A 19,446-nucleotide genomic window follows, 5' to 3' on the forward strand; every position below is an offset into this window, starting at 1 on the left:
TTAAGGGAATGGCTTTTGCCTTCTTCCTTAAAAGTAATACGAGGAGTGATAGACATGAAGAAACCAAATATATTGTGGATTTGCACGGATCAGCAGCGTTACGACACATTAGGATGCTATGGAAATGCGTTTGTCCAAACGCCGAATATTGATCGGTTGGCTGAGAAAGGGGCCTTGTTCGAGCAAAGCTATTGTCAGAGTCCTGTTTGCTCGCCGAGCCGTGCAAGCTTCTTGACAGGCCGTTATCCAAGAACGACAAAAGTTAGGCAGAACGGTCAATCGATTTCTGCGGATGAAGTATTGGTGACGCGATTGCTTGCCGAAAACGGTTATACCTGCGGTTTAGCAGGCAAGCTGCATATTTCCGCTTGCCATCCATCAATTGCTCCTTCCATGGAAGCCCGTATCAACGACGGTTATTCCGAATTCCGATGGTCCCATCATCCGATGCCGGACTGGCAGACAAATGAATACACCCAGTGGCTGCAGAGCAAAGGGAAGCGTTATGGCGTCTCGCCGATCGATGATTGCAAATATGTTCAAATTGGACCGGATGCTGAGGATCAGCAGACAACTTGGTGTGCCGAGAAGGCAATTAATTTTATCGAAACAAGCGCTGCTTTCAACCGTCCATGGCTGTATTCTGTCAATATGTATGATCCGCATCATGCCTTCACGCCAGATAAAAACCGTTTGGCGAGATACGTCGAGCAGTTGGAGTCCCTGCCGTTTCCTTCTTATACAGAAGGTGAGCTGGACAATAAGCCTGAGTTTCAGAAGAGAGATTCGTTAGCGGCTTACGGGATGAAGAATTTTTATCCATTTGTAGACATGACGGAGAAGGATCATCTGTATTTGCGCGCGGCGTATTGGGCGATGGTTGATCTTATTGACGAGCAGGTCGGAAGAATGATAGAAGCGCTGGAGCGCAGCGGTCAGCTGGACAATACCATAATTATCTTCATGTCTGATCATGGCGAGCTGCTTGGCGATCATGGCATCTATCTGAAAGGCCCTCATTTCTATGATCCATCAGTTAGAGTTCCTCTTCTTATATCCTGGCCTGGGAAAGTCGTTGAAGCCAGAAGGATAAAGGCGATGGTAGAGTTGGTAGATCTCGCTCCCACCTTGCTGGACGCTGCTGGGTTGCCCATCTACGAGGGGATGCAGGGCCGTTCCTTGTGGCCATTATTGACAGGAAGTTTAACACAAGATAAACACAGGGATGATGTATATTGCGAATTTTACAATGCTCAGAGGAGGAAAGATCCTGCTTATGCAACGATGATCCGCACGCATGAGTTCAAGCTGGTTGCCTGTCACGGTCACAAATTGGGAGAGTTGTATGATCTAAGCAAGGATCCGGGCGAGACGGTCAATCTTTGGAACGAAGCTGCCTATGCTTCCGTCAAACTGGAACTGTACCAGCGGCTGTGCGACCGTATGGCAGAAACCGTGGACCCTCTTCCTTTACGAACAACGAATTTCTAGCAAGCATAAAGTTGAACAAAGGGAGGCACTTTGGTGAATAAGAAGAATATTGTGGTTATCATGACAGATCAGCAGCGTGCTGATTTGAGAGCGCTTGAGGGGTATTCATTGAATACGACCCCTTACCTAGACGAGTTGGCGAAAAAAGGCTGCTGGTTTAACCACACTTATACAACGATGCCAGTATGCGGTCCTGCCCGCACAAGCTTAATTACCGGACGCTGGCCAAGCTCGCATCGAGTGAACAGGAACGACGGCTTGAAGCTGGCTGAATATGAGAAGGATTTGTTCGCTGTCGCCAAAGACAATCATTATGCTACTGCTTTGATCGGCAAGAATCATAGTCCGCTTATCCCCGATCAAGCTGTCGATTATCATTATCTACAAGGGCATTGGGGCGGTTTCCAAGAAGAGAAGACAGACATGGAGGCGAGCTACGATGAGTGGCTGAAATCCCTGTCTCAAGTTAGTATGACGGCTACTCCTTTTCCTCTTGATTGTCAACTGCCTTATCGCGCAGTTTCCGCTGCGAAGAGGTGGATCGATTCGCTGGTTGAGCAACCGTTTCTCCTGTGGCTGAGCTTCCCTGAACCGCATAATCCTTATCAAGCACCAGAGCCTTATTATTCCATGTTTCCTCCCGAGAAGCTCCCTCCGCTTGGTGCTGGCAAGGAAGATCGCCTCCGGAAGGGAGAGAAGTGGGTCTTCTACGGTGAGCAAATGGAGCATTTCCTTCCTGATCATGAGGACCGAGTCGCGAGAGCGCGCTCCAATTATTTGGGCATGCTGAGGCTTATCGACGATCAAATTCGCCGTTTCGTACTGCATTTGGAGGAAAACCACATGCTCGATAATACTCTTATCGTGTTCTTATCCGATCATGGCGATTTTGTTGGAGAATACGGCTTGATGAAGAAAGGTCCAGAGGCTCCTGAAGTATTAAGCCGCATACCGATGCAATTCTATGGCGCAGGGATCCCTGCAAGAGAAGAAGCTCACGACGCACATGTGTCTCTTGCAGATGTGATGCCGACGCTCTGCGAGGTTATGGAGTCTGAGATTCCAATGGGAGTACAGGGCAGAAGCTTATGGGGTCTGTTGAATGGGGAGGAGTATCCGAAGAACGAATTCGCCAGCGTGATGATAGAGCATGGTTATGGCGGACTATATCATCAGGGAGCAGCATCAGAAGATATGGATACAGTCGGCTCAGTTAAAAATGGGATAGCCGAGTTTAATGAGCTGAATCGCTATACCCAATCCGGCTGGCTTAGGACGGTCAGGAAAGACGCATGGAAGCTGAACATGGACATGCATGGCAGAGGTGAGCTGTACGATATAAGCCACGATCCACTAGAACTAAATAATCTGTATGACTCCTCAAAGCATAGGGATATAAAGTGTGAAATGTTGGGTACATTGTCGATGTGGTTAATCCGAACGCAGACGGCGACGCTGCCAGACTCGCAGTATTATCCGATAAAGCGGCATCCAAGAAACTATTTGAACTGATTTTAAAGGTTAAGACACTGCGGGAAGGTGGCACTATGCCATATTCCACCTGCTGGTGTCTTTTTTCCATGAACTAATGCTTGTCTAATCCTGCGGTCATATGACAAAATGAAAATCAGCTGTACATTCTGGGGCTTGGGAGACAACGTATGCATACACGATTTTATAAGCTGTTTTTTTACAAAAAGAGCATCCAAGCTAAGGTATTCTTAAGTTTTGCCACTGTTATATTACTCTCGTTAAGTCTGGTCAGTGCGATCATTTATCACAGTCTGACGAATACGATCAAGCAAAATGCGACTCAATTTGTGCTTAGTTCTATGCAGCAAGCGGATGATCATCTCCAGACGATATTCAAGGATATGGATCAGATGAGCTCCGTTGCAGCTACGAATCAGGAAATCGTTGTTCCGTATATCAAGAGTCCTTCTGAAGAGCTTTCCTATGAAGCTTTTCTCGAACAAAAGCTTGTCAAACAATTTCTCTCGTCTTTGAAGGCCTACAAATCTTATATCTCCAGAATTTCAATTGTGGGTTTGAACGGAAAAATTATTTATGAGGGCAATCCCATTCTGAGCAAATCCGTGTTGCAAGATCAAGCGATTGAGCAAATTATAGCTGCGGATGGCTCGAAGATATGGCTCAAGCAGAAAGGCGACGGGTTTTTGTGGAATGAAACCGTTACCATCGGCAGGCTGATTAAGTCAGGTAAAGAAGCTATCGGAGTCGTGATGATTGATATTGATTTTGAATTATTTATGAAAACATATCAGATCCAACCGTTGGACGGCATGGAAATTGTCGTAACAGATAAGTCGGGAGGCATCGTGTTTAGTACGGTTGATGAGAAGCAACCCGACCCTGTAAGGGAGGCGGCGATGGCCATCGGTTATCAAAATGAACGGAATGATCAAGGTACCGTCATGGAATTAGAGGGAAAAAAGTATATTGTCGCCAACTATAAGTCAGCCTACACCGGTTGGTCTACGATTGGCATTGTACCGGAGAGTACGCTTGTGAAAGACTCGATTCGGCTGCGCAATCAGATTATCGAGGTGGTGATTTTTGTATTTTTCCTTGTGCTCTTGCTCTCGGTTAATATTGCCGGGCAGATTACGAAAAATATCCGAAATTTACAAAAGACGATGAAACGCGTTGAAGAAGGCGATATGATTACGCTGTCTCATATTACCTCGCAGGATGAAGTCGGTGAGCTGAATAAAACCTTTATTCACATGGTTACCCGTCTGAAGGAAATGATGAAGCAGATTCAGTTGCGAGAGGAGCAGAAGCGCGAAGCTGAGCTTACCGCACTGCAGGCTCAAATCAGTCCCCATTTTCTCTATAACACACTGAACACGATTAAATATTTAGCACGATTACGCAATGCGGTGAATATTGAGGAGGTGACAACATCCTTAATTCAATTACTGCGCGGGGTTGTAGGCAATACTCGCCAATACGTTACGATCGAGGAAGAACTCGCTTATATCCGCGGCTATATTACAATCCAGCAATATAAAGACATGTATCACATGGATGTCGACTGGCATGTGGACCCTGAGCTGCTGAGGTGTAAAACGGTGAAGCTGCTCTTGCAGCCAATCGTCGAGAATGCGATTATTCATGGATATAAACCGGGGGAATCTGAACGGCTGCTCACAATCAGCCTTCAGAAGCAGGGGATGAACGATATTGTCATTGAAGTAACGGATAACGGTCCTGGGATGTCAGATGAACAAATCCTTCGTATCTTAAGCGGAGAAATGCGTCAAAATGGATATACGTTTAGCGGAATTGGCATAGCCAATGTTCACGAACGAATCCGTATGATGTTTGGTAAACACTATGGTATTCACATTCTGAGTGAGGTAGGACTATATACGACAGTCACCATAACCATCCCAATTCTGAACGAAGGAGATACCTATTATGTATAAAGTACTCATTGTGGATGATGACATCTTGGCTCGCAATTATTTGGTAACGCTCATTCCTTGGCAGACCTTTGACTTCCGGATTGCCGGACAAGCAACGAATGGGCCAGAAGCCATGATGTTCATAGAGGCTAGCAAGCCAGATATTGTCATACTGGATATGAATATGCCGGGCATGAGTGGAGTTGAGCTGTGCAAATGGATACAAGAGAAGGACCCGACAATCTTATTTATTGTGCTCAGCAGCTACGATACGTTTGATTTTGTAAGGGAATCCTTGAAATCGGGGGCTATAGATTATTTACTGAAGCACGAGCTTCATGCCGAAAATTTGCTGGAGGTTCTGAATAAAGCGAAAGCAACACTCGACAATCGGTCATCGGCTATGAAACGGAACGAAGAGTTGGAACGAAATTGGGAAATGACTAATCACCGTACAGCCATTGAACTTATTCGCGAGCTTCTATTAGGTAGAAGTGCCGACGTTCAGCTTGTTGAAGAGCATCTTAACCGCAATCTGGGTATGGAATTAAAAAATGTGATCATTGTTACTCTACAGGTTGTGCATTTCAGTATGCTTACGGAGTCTTTATCAGAGAATGAGAAGCAAATTTACATTCGATCTATTAAAGACCTGTATTGGCAATGTCATGTAGAGGGGAACAAATTATTCTTCTATTTGGAGGAAGGCCGCTTTGCTGCGCTTTTAAGCTATCCCGAGCACCGAAGCGAAGGTGCAATTGCACAAAAGTTGGATAGCGAGCTGCGGAGATTGGAAAAAGCGATGCATCATTTTCTAAATGTTCGGATTGTGTTTGGCGCTAGTGCAGCCGCCAATCAGCTACTGCAGGCCAGAAATCAATTCCTAGCCGCATCCCGCTTGCTGGAAGATCGTTTGCTCCAGCAATTTACCGGCGTAAAAACAACAGGAGATGGGCAGGAAGAAGCAAATGCAAACCCGGCATCTTTTCTTCAGCTGGATCAGGAACGTGATTTGCTTACAGCGCTAAATCTTCAGAATCGAACACAGGTGCATGCGGTTGTTCAGCAAATATTTTCATCGTTGAAGGAATCGCGAATACAACATGCCGCAACGATACAGAATATGCTTAAAGAGCTGCTTACGATCGCGCATAAAGTATGGCGGGATAGAGGACTTGGGGGTATGAAGCCTGGCAAGAACTTTACTTCCGAGTTGTGGAAGGAGCAGGCTGAGAGATGCATGACGGTAGTCGGTATGCGAACGTGGGTGACAGATTACTATGATGTCGTGCTAGATGAAATGATGCGCCAGGATACGATGGCGAACACGCCATATGTCATCCAAGCGATTACATATATCCGTAATCATTACGCCGAGAATATCTCCCTGGAGCTTGCAGCTAAAAGTATCGGCATTACCCCGTCCTATTTAGGCAGGTTGTTTAAAGATGAGGTTGCACAAAGCTTTACGGAATTTGTAAATCACTACAGAGTCAGCATGAGCAAGCAGTTGTTTGAACAAGGCATGTCGATCAAGCATATCTACGAATCCGTAGGCTTTAGCAGCTATAACTATTTTTTTAAAGTTTTTAAGGACATTGAAGGTGTTACGCCACAAACTTTTGTAAAATGCAAGCTGCAGCGATAAGTAGGTGTAAGCTAACGGCATTCACAAGCATGCAACACCAACCGTGCTTCCGTTACGGACAGAATGGTAAGTTGGGGCAAGTTGTGGAGGCCTTTTGCTGTTTATGAAAACGTTTGTATTTTTGTAGCTTTTGTTCAGCTTTTTAGGGTTTTTTACTATAGGCGATGAACTACAATGAGTACAAGCAACACACCATCACATCATACAGGGGGTTCACATTCAGTGAAAAATAAGGGATCCAAATCTTTGCTTGTAGCTACATCGCTTACGATCGCTATGACAGGAATTTTAAGCGCTTGCAGTAAATCGACTGACACAACGGATGCATCAAGTACGGCAAGTGCATCAAGTACAGCGCCATCGCCTTCGAGTACAACTGGCTTTCCGATTGTGACAACACCGATTACCCTTAAAATGATGCAACGGATCGCACCGAATGCGGGCCCAAGCAAAGATTTGCTAGTATGGAATGAATATGAAAAAAAGACAGGTATTAAAGTGAATGTTGAAGATGTACCGACGGAAGGGTTCTCAGAGCGGAAAAATCTTGTGTTTGCTTCCAACGAACTGCCGGACTTTTTCTTTCGGGCTGCTTTGTCACCGATTGAATCATTGAAGTACGGAACATCAGGACAGCTCATTCCGCTAGAAAAGCTAATTGACCAATATGCGCCGAACTTCAAGGCGTTAATGGACCAATATCCTGAGATTAAAGCAGGTATTACATATCCGAATGGTCATATTTATTCGTTGCCGATGATTGTAACAACGAAGGCCTCACTGGTGCCAAAGCTTTGGTTAAATCAGAAATGGTTGGATAAACTCGGGCTTAAACAACCGCAAACGACAGATGAGTTAATTACTGTTTTGAAAGCGTTTCGCGACGGCGATCCGAATGGGAACGGGAAAGCGGACGAAATTCCGTTATCCACACAGCCATCCGAGAATAAAACCAAAGATAACTTCTCACTCGTGAATTTTTTTGCTGGGAGCTTTGGGTTGGATTTGCAATTCGATTATCGTGCCAATATTGAGAATGGCAAGGTGAAGCTGTGGTCGACGGATGATCGCTACAAAGCGCTTCTGCAGTTCCTGAATACGCTTTGGAAAGAAAAACTAATTGATCGCGAATATTTCACACAAACAAATGCACAATATCTTGCCAAAATGACCTCAGGCAATTTGGGTGAATTTAGCTGGGGGAACAACAATCCGTTCGCGGCGATTGCAGATCAATATGTACAAGGTGTACCTGTGAAAGGGCCTTTCGGCGATCAGAAGTTCTCGGTCTCTGATGCGATCACGAAGACGTTCGGAACATTTGCCATTACGAGTGTCAATAAACAACCGGAAGCAACGATGCGTTGGGTCGATTATTTTTATGGTCAGGAAGGCTCCACCTTCATTCGTTACGGGGTAGAGGGGCAGACGTTTAACTATGATGCAACCGGTGAAGCGGTATACGTAGATGCCATTGCCAAAGATCCAAAACCAGACGCAGCGGCTTGTGCAAAGGTATCACCGTATTGTGGAGGTGCATTCCCTCACTGGCTGAATGAGAAAAACGATTCTTTGGTAAACAACCAAGCTGTTGTGGATGCGCAAAAGGTGTTGGATCCCTATTTAACTAAAGTGAAGTATGGTGCTCCGCTGTTTGATGAAGCCACTTCGAAAAACGTAGAGATACTGCGTAATGACATTGATACCTATGTCAGGGAGCAGAGCGCTAAGTTTATTATCGGAGATCTGGATTTCAGCAAGTGGGATAATTATGTTACGACACTAAAGAAAATGAAAATTGATGAATTGGAAGGCATGTATCAAAGCGTGTATGACAATTTGCAAAGTAAAAAATAGCAGATGCGGGGACGGAAGCACCGTCCCCGATCAAACGATTTCGGATAGGTGGGATTCCCTTGTCAATCATGCAGGCTAGGACAACAAACAGCAAGGAAGCAAAACTCCAAAGAAAGACTACACGAAGAAGTCGGTTTCGACAATTCCGTGATAAATATGATTTGTTTCTTATGCTGCTGCTGCCCGCAGCCTATTACATTATTTTTCAATACGGCCCCATGTACGGCTTGCAAATCGCATTCAAAGAGTTTAATCCGGTAAAAGGCATTCTGGGAAGTCCTTGGGTCGGCTTTGATCATTTTGAACGTTTTTTTGAATCTTACTATTTTGGCAGATTATTATGGAATACGTTTTCCATTAGTCTATTCTCCCTCTTATTTGCCTTTCCGATTCCCATTATGCTCGCGCTGCTCATTCATGAGCTGCCGGGTAAAAAATTCAAAAAGCTTTTACAGAATGTTTCCTATGTGCCGCATTTTATTTCGTTAGTTGTCGTTGTTGGGATGCTGCAGCTCATGCTCAAGCCTGAGACAGGCATTGTCAATGTCATCGTTCAAGCCTTTGGCGGACATTCCATCGCTTTTCTTGAGGAGAGCGAATGGTTCAAAGCAATATTCATCTCCTCTGGCATATGGCAAAACATGGGCTGGCAGTCCATTATCTATATTGCAGCACTGGCAGGCATAGATCCTCAACAGTATGAAGCGGCCAAGATCGATGGTGCTTCTCGGTTCAAGCGCCTTCTGCATGTCTCCATACCCGGAATCATGCCCATGATACTCATTCTATTAATTCTGGATGTCGGTCATTTCATGAACGTCGGGTTTGAGAAAATTTTGTTAATGCAAAATAATTTGAATATGGCATCAAGCGACGTGATTGCTACCTTTATTTATCGAACGGGTATTCAAAGTGGTGAATACAGCTTTACAACAGCCATCGGTCTTTTTAACAACATGATTAACCTAGTTCTTCTGCTGACGATTAATCGGTATGCTCGTAAAAAAGCAGAAGCTAGCTTATGGTAGGGGGTTCCAACATGTCGAGTCGAATACAAAGCAACCGTATTGAAGACGGCCGGTTCTTTAATCTAGTCGTCTATGCGATTGCTGCTGTGATTTTTGTCGTCGTGCTTTATCCGATCGTTTTTGTTGTCAGCGCCTCGTTCAGTGATCCCATGGAGGTAATGGCCGGTCACTTGGTGCTGTGGCCCAAAGGTTTTACCTTCGCGGCGTATGAAGAGGTATTTCGAAATAAAGAAGTGTGGGTCGGTTATCGAAATACATTGTTGTACACGACGGCTGGAACCTTGTTCAATTTGATCCTGACAACACTGGCGGCCTATCCGCTCTCTAGGAAAGATATGCCTTGGCGCAGCTTCTTTATGTTTGGCGTCACGTTTACAATGCTGTTCCAAGGTGGAATTATTCCTACTTTTTTAATTATTAAAGATTTTGGTATGGTGGATACCGTATGGGCGCTGCTGATTCCGAACGCGATTGCAACCTATAATCTTATCGTCATGCGCACTTATTTCCAAACCAATATCCCTTGGGAGATGCAAGAAGCAGCCATGATTGACGGTTGCTCGAATAGGGGGATTTTATGGCGAATCATTCTGCCCCTTTCCAAGCCAATTATGGCCGTCATGGTGCTCTTCTATGCGGTTAGTCACTGGAATGCTTACTTTAATGCCCTGATTTATTTGCGAGATCACAACTTATATCCGCTGCAGCTGGTGCTTCGTGGAATTCTTATTAGTAATCAAAGCGCGATCATGGAAGGTTCCACCGACATTACAGAATCTTTAATGCTGGCGGAAGGCATGAAATATGCGTTGATCATTATTGCAAGCTTGCCGGTGTTAGTCATGTATCCATTTGTTCAAAAGCATTTTGTCAAAGGTGTCATGATCGGCTCTATTAAAGGATAGTCATCGAAAGGAGATTATTTACAATGAAGAAGAAAAAACCAAATATCATTATTATGCTGGCCGATGATTTAGGGTACTCAGATGTAGGCTGTTATGGTGGGGATATCGATACGCCAAATTTGGATAAACTTGCCTCCCAAGGTGTGCGGCTGACTGAATTTCACAATACAGCACGATGCTCGCCCTCAAGAGCCTCATTATTAACGGGTCTGCACCCGCATCAGGCGGGTATGGCGCACTTGCAGGGCAGATATGGGCCCTACACGAAGAAATTAAGCGAGCACTCCGTTACACTGGCGGAGGTTGTCAAATCTAACGGGTATAGAACGTATATGTCTGGCAAATGGCATGTGGGCAGCACACCGCCGCATGAACGCGGTTTTGAGAATGCAACCATGTACAAGCCTCCAGGTTATTTCTCAAAGGTAGGCCACACAATAAACGGAATTCCAATGGAAGCTGACCGGTTGGCATCGCCGTTCTTTTCAACAGATCATATGACAGATCAAGCGATTGGTTATTTGGAATCACATACAGCTCATACACCTGACGATCCATTTTTCTTATATATGGCGTATACCGCGCCCCATTTTCCACTCCAAGCCAAAGAAGAAGATATTCTCAAATACAAGGGGCGTTTTGACCAAGGCTGGGATATTCTGCGAGAGGCAAAATTTGAACGGATGAAACAGATGGGCATTGTAGATCCTTCTTGGAAATGCTCATTGAAGGAAACCTCGGCTGTCGAATCCTGGGTAGATGAGCCTCATCAAGCATGGCGGATACAAGCAATGGAAGTTTATGCTGCAATGGTCGATTGTATGGATCAAAATATTGGGCGAATTGTAGCGAAACTGGAGGAGCTTGACGAGTTGGATAACACGTTCATTATGTTCCTGTCAGATAATGGAGGAAATGGGGAATTTCCGACGATTAAAGATACATCCATCCTGCCAGGCGGCCCTACGTATCCAACAGAAAACGGTCATTATGGTTATGGCTGGGCAAACCTGTCGAATACGCCTTTCCGCATGTTCAAGCATTATATTCACGAAGGCGGTATTGCTTCTCCGTGTATCATTCATTGGCCAAACGGGGTGAAAGAAAAGGGCGGCATTCGCAGATCACCTGCGCAATTAACCGATGTTATGGCAACTATTGTTGATATTACAGGGTCATCTTATCCCGATACTTATAATGGTCATACGATTCAACCGATGGAAGGCGTAAGTATGATGCCTATCTTAGAAAATGATACGCCAGTGAAAGCCTATATGTTCTGGGAACATGAGGGCAATTGTGGTGTTCGGCATCATCAGTGGAAGCTGGTTCGATTCTACGATCAGCCGTGGGAGCTTTACGATATGACAATAGACGGTACGGAAACGGAAGATCTTGCGAATCAGCATCCGGAGCTTGTCGAGCAGTTACAGGAGGCATATGGAGCATGGACAGCTCGCGCACAGGTACTTAGTCGGCCTGAATACATGAAACATGACCTCAGAGAAGTGAGGTCGGAGCAAGTCGTGGATATTGAGAAGCTTAAACGAACGATGCAAGCGATGAAGTGAAGTCATGTCATCAAGAAGAAAGGGGCAGCAAGCATGTTTATGACAAGTAAAAACCAAAAACAGAATGCTTATATTATGGGGTATTTCCGTTCAGGGCCAGGCCAATCGCATAAAACAGAGCAGCTTCACTATGCATTCAGTAGAGATGGCTTACATTGGTATGAGCTGAATGGCAACAAGCCTGTATGGAAATCTTCAATTGGCGAAGGCATTCTCAGGGATCCCTTTATTGCAAAAGGTGTCGATCAGCAATGGCATCTGGTATATACAACACGCCCGATGGGGCCATCCATTGGTTATGCGTGTTCGAAGGATTTGATTCATTGGACGAATGAAAAACCGCTTCGAGTCATGACAGATATACCAGATACTGTGAACAGCTGGGCGCCTGAATTCTCCTATGATACAGAGGACGAAAGCTATTTGATCTATTGGGCGTCCAGTACAGGGAAGGATTTAAGCAACAGCAAGCATTACTGTGTGAAGACGAAGGATTGGGAGAAATTTTCGAACACAGATCTATTCTATGCGCCCGGATTTCAGACGATTGACGCTTCACTTGCTGAGCATGATGGGAAATATTACATGGCTGTTAAGGATGAAAGCCATGTATACGAACCTGATCGCTTTCCTCATCCTCCGATGAATTATTTAGCAGTTTCCGATCGATTAGAAGGACCGTATGAGACTCTGCCAGGCATCCAGACGCCAGATTATACGGAAGGACCCGAATTCCTCTGGATCGAAAGTGAGAAGAGATGGCTTCTCTATTACGATTATTGGGCTTATGGCAAATACGGCATTATGTCATCTACAGATATGCATAATTGGTCCTCTGAGCTGGATGGCAGCTTAAGCAGGTTCCCACACGGAGCAAGGCACGGCACGATGTTCCCTGTCACAGATGCCGAGCTTGCAAGACTTCTTGATACGTATGCACTACAAGCTCATTACAGGACGAAGACTTACTCCCCAGTCAGAATCGCCACAGAAGAAGAATCTGGTCATCTCCATGATGCTTTCAGCCTGCGTACTGTGTTATTGAATTTTCGGCCTACAACAGTTTTAGGAAAGCAAGTGCTTTACGACGAAGGTGATTCGGAAAATGGTTTTGCAATACGCATTCAGAATGGATGCATTGAAGGAGCCGTTTGCTCAGGAGGACAACAGCTAATCATATCTGCCCAGCTAAGTGAAAACGCAGCAGCAGATTGGCAAAGTGTGGCGCTTAGCTATGCAGACGGCAACTTAAAGCTCTTCCTCAATAATCACTTGGCAGCCGAGGGTTCGGCGGCTTTCCGTCTCGTTCGTTCTCATGTGAGTCAAGGTGGATATGGGGGAAGATTTGGCACGGATGCATTTGGAGATAGTGAGGGGAATGCGCCTTTTCAGGGTGCAATTGAACATGTTCGTGTGTATGATGTTCCGCTATATTTGGAAGATGTTGAGGCAGCGAACATTCGCTTTCGGCGATAGGAGAATAGTTCTGAAATAATAATTTGGATAAGAAGCACAACCAGGCTGTCGAAGTATTCCTTCGGCAGCTTTTTTAATGCACGAATTACTGCCCCCGCATCAAGCTATCCATCACGATTCTGTCCAATCTTAAACCAGGATAGCCGCTGTGAAAATCAGTTTGTAGGCCAGATGAAACCGGGTTTGTTGTTGTTTAGACTTACTTATAGGCATGAATAAACAAATCGCCTAAACTATTTGTATGCGCTTACAAAGCGCTGAATCTATGAAGAAAGGTGGTTTATTCATGCTAAGAAAATTAAGCATGGTCTTGCTTATCGTCCTGGCGATAGGCATGATGCTTCCTCCAAGCTGGAGTCCGGCGGGTCTCCCTGTCGCGCAGGCGGAGGAAGAGAATCTGGTTCAGAACAGTTCGTTCGAGACGTTCACCACGGACTCCCAGTCCGGCTGGACAACCAGAAGGGCAACCAACTGGGGCATATGGGTGGACACCGTGTCCACACCTGTCCCGCCGGTAGTTACCGTGGAATTGTACCACGCGAGCGCGGGCAGCCGTTCTGTGAAGATCAGCTCGCCGGCACCGAACAAAAGCAGGTTGACGGTGTATCAAGGGAATCTACCGGTAGTCCCCGGTCAGGAGTACCGGTTGTCCGGTTCGTTCAAAACCCAGCAGATTGTAGGGGATACTACTGCATTCGGTGTCAATATCCGCGTTGCTTACCTCGGCTCGGCAGGGCAGTTGCTGCGGATGGATTATTTGCTTCCTACCAATAAACCGGTCCGAGGCAACGTTACGCAATGGGGCAACTATGCGACCTCAACGATTGCTCCCGCAGGGGCCGTTACAGCGAGAATCGATCTGGATTATAACCAGGTAACGGGAAATGCCTGGTTTGACGATATCCAATTCAAACCATGGACATCGCTGAAGAGGATTTCCTTCCAAGAGCCGGGGGGCATGATCCCTGTGGGGGGCTCGAAGCAGGTGCCTGTTCAGTTCACTCCCATGAATCCATCCAATCCGAGCTTGAGCTGGTCTTCGTCCAACCCGGGTGTGGCGGCTGTAGACGGGCAGGGGGTGATCGCCGGGGTTGCGCCGGGCCTTGCCACGATTACAGCCACTTCATCCGAAGGCAGCTACACGGCGTCCTACCTCATTACGGTAACCCCTGCCGGGCTTGTGAAGAACGGCGGCTTTGAAACGGTGGTGAGCGGTTCTGAGAACGGCTTTACGGATACGACGGCTACCGACTGGTCGGCGTTAGCCCCTTATGGCAGCCCGGTTATAACAGTCGACGAAGCCGTATACGGGGCTGGCAGCCGCTCGCTCAGCATCAGTGCAGCGGTAAACAGCAGTGCTTCCGCCGTGCAGCGGCAGATTCCGGTGGCCGGCGGACAATGGTATCGCTTAAGCGGTAAGATCGCAACCGAATCACTAACCGGCAATGCGGCATCCCTCCGCATAGTCTGGACTGGTTCTGGAGGGGCTGCGCTCGGAACGGTTTATCTGCCGGAGACCGGCTTGAAAGGGACACAGGCTTGGCAGAACTACGAGGATTTGTTCCAAGCTCCCGCGGGAACGACCTCAGCGAGTCTATATGCGTACTTCGCGAATGGAAAGGGAAAAGCCTGGTTTGATGACGTGCAGCTAACGCCATGGGTACCCGTTACCGGGCTTACCGGGGAGGTACCTTCGTTCCGTGCCTTGAGTCCCGGTGAAAGCGTAACTTATACGGTTTATGCCGCCCCATCGAACGCGACGGACAAACGGGTGTACTGGACATCTTCCCAGCCTGAGGTTGCCGCTGTCAACACATCCGGCAAGGTAAGCGCCATTGCGGCGGGGACTGCCGTCATTACCGCAACGGCCGCAGAGGGAGGGTGGTCGAAATCGTACACCGTTATCGTTTCGACCACCTTTCCCAACGGCGGGTTCGAGACCGTAGTTAACTCAACGAAAGACTGGCTCAATGCGACCAAACCGGGCACGTGGATTTATTATTTTAGTACGGATACGACCCTCGCGAAGCCCGAATTATCGATGGATTCGACTGTAAAGAAGGAAGGCGCAAAGTCGGTTAAAATTGAGGCTTCATCTAAAGGAAAGGTTGTTCTTTATAATAAAATCATAGGGGCCGCTGCCGGTAAGAGCTATCGGGTCGGCGGCTGGCTCAAGCAGGAGAACGGCGGAACGAATGTCAGCCTGCGACTGCTCTACCAGGATGAAGCTGGGAATGTCGTTTCGAAGAATGGCAAGGTCTTCGACACACTTCCTTTCACAGGAACCATAGACGCAGACGGCTGGAAATATTACGAAAATATCGTCACGGTCCCAGCGGGTGCCACTCAGGCTCGGGTTGAGGTTGGTTTCGAGCTCGGTACTGGTACGCTGTGGGCGGACGATATACAAGTGATCCCTTGGGTTCCGGTGTCCGGCCTCCAATTGGATAAAACCAAAGATCTGATCGGAGTCGGCGCGAGCGTCGCCTTAACGGCAACTGTGTTGCCGGTCAACGCCACCAATCCGGCGGTGTCCTGGACATCGGACAATGAATCCGCAGCTGTCGTGGAGGCAAGCGGATCGAACTCCTCCCAGGCTACCGTCAGAGGGGTTGCTCCCGGAATCGCTACGATCCGCGCGATAGGAGAAAACCCACAGTATACTGCAACGTATACCGTCATTGTCGGGACGGATTCGGACATTACCGCTTCCGATGAAGCCGTCGAGGTCTTGGAGGATCAGTCGATCACTCGCCCGATTCTGGCAACCGATGCAGCGGAAGACCCGCTTACCGCTTCGGTGCTCCTGGCTCCGTCTCACGGTACGGTCTCTGCGAGCGAGAACGGGACATGGATGTATTATCCGAATGCCGAATATAACGGACCGGATACGTTTACGCTGCTGATCGCCGACGGCCATAATCATTTTGCTTTTTCGATCATCCAGGTCAATGTGCTGTCGCAGCAGGATGCTCCATCCATGGATAAGCTGCAGGTCAATGTAGGGACGGTTCGGGATCAAGCTGTTTCGGGCGTCGTTACGGCCAAAGACCGGGATCAAGACCCGGTTACGTTCAGCCTCAAAGCGGGGCAAGCGTCTCAGCCTCAGCACGGAAGCGCAGTCGTTCAGCCGGGTGGAGCCTGGACATATACGCCTGCAGCAGGCTACTCGGGCTACGACACTTTTCAAATTGAGGTTTCAGACGGACAGGGCGGGACTTCAAGCACCACGATCGTCGTTTATGTTGGCCTGCCGGGAGCGGAAATGATTGCTTCGCTCGTCTCGAGACATTCGGCGCCAGGGACGGCTCATCCCCGGTTGTATGCAACAAGCGATGATTTCACGAGAATACGCGGGCTTGTTCAGACCGATCCGATCTTGCAGGAGTGGTACGCCAAAGTGAAGGCTGCTGCGGACAAAGCCGCTGGTGAGCCGGCGATCGGATATTACACGTCCAGCTCAGGTTCGAACATTAATATCGTCAATCTGGCAGATCAGCTGATGCCGCGGATTCAATCGCTTGCCCTTATGTATCAACTAACAGGAGACACCCAATATTCATCTCGTGCAATTGAGCAGTTGAATGTGATGGCCGATTATCCGGACTGGCATGGCGGCGTCAAAAATTTCCTCAGCATTTCGGAAATGGGGAATGTGGCTTCCATCGGATATGACTGGCTGTACGATGCGATGACGCAGCAGGAGCGGGATCATCTCCGCGCCAAAATGATTCAGGAAGTGTTAATCAACGCGAAGTATGAATATTTGGAGGGCGGGGCCAAAAACAATGCGTGGTGGACGGTTTCACCAAGTAACTGGAATTTGGTTGCCAATGGCGGCATCGCTGTAACCGCCTTGACGATCGGAGACGAAGCGGATGCCAATCGCATCCATACGGAAGCTTCCGATCCGCGCTTCCAGGTACCGATTGCCGAGTCGGTCTTACAAGCAGCGCTTTCCTCCGTTCAATACGGTATCGGTGTATTTGCCACGGAAGGTGATTGGCCGGAGGGAACCGGTTATTGGGATTATGCAACAGAATATTTTGCCTATATGATTGGGGCGCTCCACACTACTTTAGGCACCGACTACGGTTTAATGGAGCAGACCGGAGTCTCCGAGACCTCGAAGTATATGGCGAACCTGCACGGTCCGAACGGTCCGTTCAATTATTCGGATGCGCATCTCACGTTTCTCGATACGCCACAGCTTCTGCTGTTCGCGGATTTGCTCGGAGACCCGGATATTTCCTGGTACAGACAATTCACGTATAACAAGAATAAAAAAGCGGAACCGATGGATCTGATTTGGTACCGTCAGGGACTGTACGGCAGCAGCGATCCTCTGGAGCTTGACGCGTTGTACGATCATCCGCTCAAGAACAATGTCGCGGTCTTTCGCGATTCCTGGAACGATCCCGGCGCTAACTACGTCGCGATTAAGGGTGGGGTCAACGATTATGCGATAACGAACTCCCTGCATAACAATCTCGACGTAGGCACATTTGTTCTCGATGCGCTTGGTGTCCGGTGGGCCGTCGATCTCGGAAAGGACGACAAGGACTATAACGTTCTAGGCTATTTCATAACCGACCCCAAGGCGGATCCGAACCGTTGGGATTTTTACCGCACGAGGGCCGAAGGCTCCAACACGCTTGTGATCAACCCGGACGACGGACCGGATCAAGCGCTCGACGCAAACGCGCCGATCGTCGCTTACGATTCCAAGCCCGAAGGCGGCTATGCGGTTGTCGATATGACGTCGGCCTACAAGGATGACGTGGTATACGCGAAGCGGGGCATGATGATGGGGCAATACCGCAGCAGCTTCCTCCTTCAGGATGAGCTTCAACTGAAGGCTCCTTCGGACTTGTATTGGTTCATGCATACGGAGGCACCGGAAATCACCGTTGCACCGGATGGCAAATCGGCGATCCTTAAGCAGAATGGGAAACGGCTTTATGCTCAGCTCCTATCCCCAAGCGCAGCGAGCTTTGAGGTCCGAACGGCGACTCCGCTCCCAACAACGGATAGTTATACCGGCCAAACGCTCAATGCCAAGTTGAGGAAGCTGACGATTCATATCCCGGACGCCAAGGATCAACTGACGATTGCCGTTAGGTTTACCCCGCTGTCAGCGATTGAAGCGCCGCCTACTGATTTGCCGGCCGTCACACCGCTGCAGCAATGGAGCCTGGATTCGACACCTACAGCTTTGTTATCGGAAATCAAAATCGACGGCGTGCCGCTTAACAGCTTCAGACCGTTGAAAATGAAATATTCGTTGGAAGTTCCGTTCTTGACTCAAACTGTGCCCGCGATCACGGCTGTCGCAGAAGATCCATCCGACACGATTTCCATTACGCCGGCATCCGCCATTCCAGGTACAGTGTTGGTGGAAGTAACGGATGACCAAGGCGTCCGCAGGCCGGGCAAATATTTGATCGATGTGTTCAAGGGTGTATTCTCAGGTGTGCTGACGGATGTGCCGGCACTGCCTGTCACGTATTTGGCTGACAGCGGACCGGTTGACAATACGTGGCCCGGACCGCAAGCCGCGGACCACGATCCGTTAACGTACTGGGCTGTTCTCGGGCCGAACACCATTGATTTCGATCTCGGCTCCGAGACGCTGGCCACCTATGTCGGCATCTCCTGGTTACGTGGAAATGAGCGCCAATTTTTCTTTGATCTTCTGACTTCAACAGATGGACAGACGTGGACGAAGATTTTCGAAGGGCCAAGCTCGGGGAAAGTGAACGGCGATTATGAAATTTATGATATCCCTGATACGACGGCAAGATATCTACGAATAGCTGTAACTGGCAACAACATCACGACAGCAACCAGTATTAACGAAGTCATGGTTTACGGCAGTCCTGAATAATCCCGTCAGCCTATACGTACAGAGCGTAGCTGGCGAGTGAAGCCGGTCAGACGTCGAGCGAGACGATAACCGTTCAGGTGGTCAATTGACTTAAATAGAAGAGGGTGCCCTTCAAGCAATGACAGCTGGCTGAGGGGCACCCTCCTAAGATT

The 19,446-nt window shown here is 47.9% G+C and carries 10 protein-coding genes; all 10 read left to right on the plus strand.

The genetic code is table 11. From position 1 onward, the window contains the following. The first annotated feature begins 54 nt into the window (after positions 1-54). Entirely contained in the window at positions 55-1,491 is a 1,437-nt protein-coding gene (locus ABE504_RS09830; protein WP_430087670.1) for a sulfatase family protein, read from the plus strand. A 33-nt stretch (positions 1,492-1,524) separates the two neighbouring features. Then, the gene (locus ABE504_RS09835; protein WP_430087672.1) at positions 1,525-3,003 is read left to right on the plus strand and encodes a sulfatase-like hydrolase/transferase; all 1,479 of its coding nucleotides are present in this window, start codon (positions 1,525-1,527) and stop codon (positions 3,001-3,003) included. Positions 3,004-3,152: 149 nt separating this feature from the next. Next, positions 3,153-4,943, plus strand: coding sequence for a cache domain-containing sensor histidine kinase (locus tag ABE504_RS09840; protein ID WP_430087674.1), 1,791 nt, complete (start codon positions 3,153-3,155; stop codon positions 4,941-4,943). Then, positions 4,936-6,570 (plus strand): response regulator transcription factor, encoded by a 1,635-nt coding sequence (locus ABE504_RS09845; protein WP_430087676.1) that lies wholly within the window; start codon positions 4,936-4,938, stop codon positions 6,568-6,570. Before ABE504_RS09840 ends, ABE504_RS09845 begins: the two co-directional genes overlap by 8 nt. Before the next feature lie 222 nt (positions 6,571-6,792). After that, positions 6,793-8,427 carry an extracellular solute-binding protein gene (locus ABE504_RS09850; RefSeq protein WP_430087678.1) on the plus strand — a complete coding sequence of 545 codons (1,635 nt, stop codon included), beginning with the start codon at positions 6,793-6,795 and terminating at the stop codon, positions 8,425-8,427. A gap of 68 nt (positions 8,428-8,495) precedes the next feature. Continuing rightward, on the plus strand, positions 8,496-9,455 hold the full coding sequence (locus ABE504_RS09855) for an ABC transporter permease (protein ID WP_430088674.1): 960 nt from the start codon (positions 8,496-8,498) through the stop codon (positions 9,453-9,455). A gap of 11 nt (positions 9,456-9,466) precedes the next feature. Further along, positions 9,467-10,360 carry a carbohydrate ABC transporter permease gene (locus ABE504_RS09860; protein WP_430087680.1) on the plus strand — a complete coding sequence of 298 codons (894 nt, stop codon included), beginning with the start codon at positions 9,467-9,469 and terminating at the stop codon, positions 10,358-10,360. A 23-nt stretch (positions 10,361-10,383) separates the two neighbouring features. Next, positions 10,384-11,931 (plus strand): arylsulfatase, encoded by a 1,548-nt coding sequence (locus ABE504_RS09865; RefSeq protein ID WP_430087682.1) that lies wholly within the window; start codon positions 10,384-10,386, stop codon positions 11,929-11,931. Between the two features lie 33 nt (positions 11,932-11,964). Further along, entirely contained in the window at positions 11,965-13,407 is a 1,443-nt protein-coding gene (locus ABE504_RS09870) for a family 43 glycosylhydrolase (RefSeq protein ID WP_430087684.1), read from the plus strand. A gap of 286 nt (positions 13,408-13,693) precedes the next feature. Then, the gene (locus tag ABE504_RS09875; RefSeq protein WP_430087685.1) at positions 13,694-19,294 is read left to right on the plus strand and encodes an Ig-like domain-containing protein; all 5,601 of its coding nucleotides are present in this window, start codon (positions 13,694-13,696) and stop codon (positions 19,292-19,294) included. Positions 19,295-19,446: the final 152 nt, after the last annotated feature.

The organism is Paenibacillus oryzisoli, from assembly GCF_050467285.1.
Classification (GTDB): Bacteria; Bacillota; Bacilli; order Paenibacillales; family NBRC-103111; genus Paenibacillus_E; species Paenibacillus_E oryzisoli_A.

What these genes read in the sequence shown, in the direction of transcription:
- ABE504_RS09830 (WP_430087670.1), top strand. Translation starts at nt 55, where the DNA reads ATGAAGAAACCAAATATATTGTGGATTTGCACGGATCAGCAGCGTTAC.
- ABE504_RS09840 (WP_430087674.1), top strand. Translation starts at nt 3,153, where the DNA reads ATGCATACACGATTTTATAAGCTGTTTTTTTACAAAAAGAGCATCCAA.
- ABE504_RS09845 (WP_430087676.1), top strand. Translation starts at nt 4,936, where the DNA reads ATGTATAAAGTACTCATTGTGGATGATGACATCTTGGCTCGCAATTAT.
- ABE504_RS09855 (WP_430088674.1), top strand. Translation starts at nt 8,496, where the DNA reads ATGCAGGCTAGGACAACAAACAGCAAGGAAGCAAAACTCCAAAGAAAG.
- ABE504_RS09860 (WP_430087680.1), top strand. Translation starts at nt 9,467, where the DNA reads ATGTCGAGTCGAATACAAAGCAACCGTATTGAAGACGGCCGGTTCTTT.
- ABE504_RS09865 (WP_430087682.1), top strand. Translation starts at nt 10,384, where the DNA reads ATGAAGAAGAAAAAACCAAATATCATTATTATGCTGGCCGATGATTTA.
- ABE504_RS09870 (WP_430087684.1), top strand. Translation starts at nt 11,965, where the DNA reads ATGTTTATGACAAGTAAAAACCAAAAACAGAATGCTTATATTATGGGG.
- ABE504_RS09875 (WP_430087685.1), top strand. Translation starts at nt 13,694, where the DNA reads ATGCTAAGAAAATTAAGCATGGTCTTGCTTATCGTCCTGGCGATAGGC.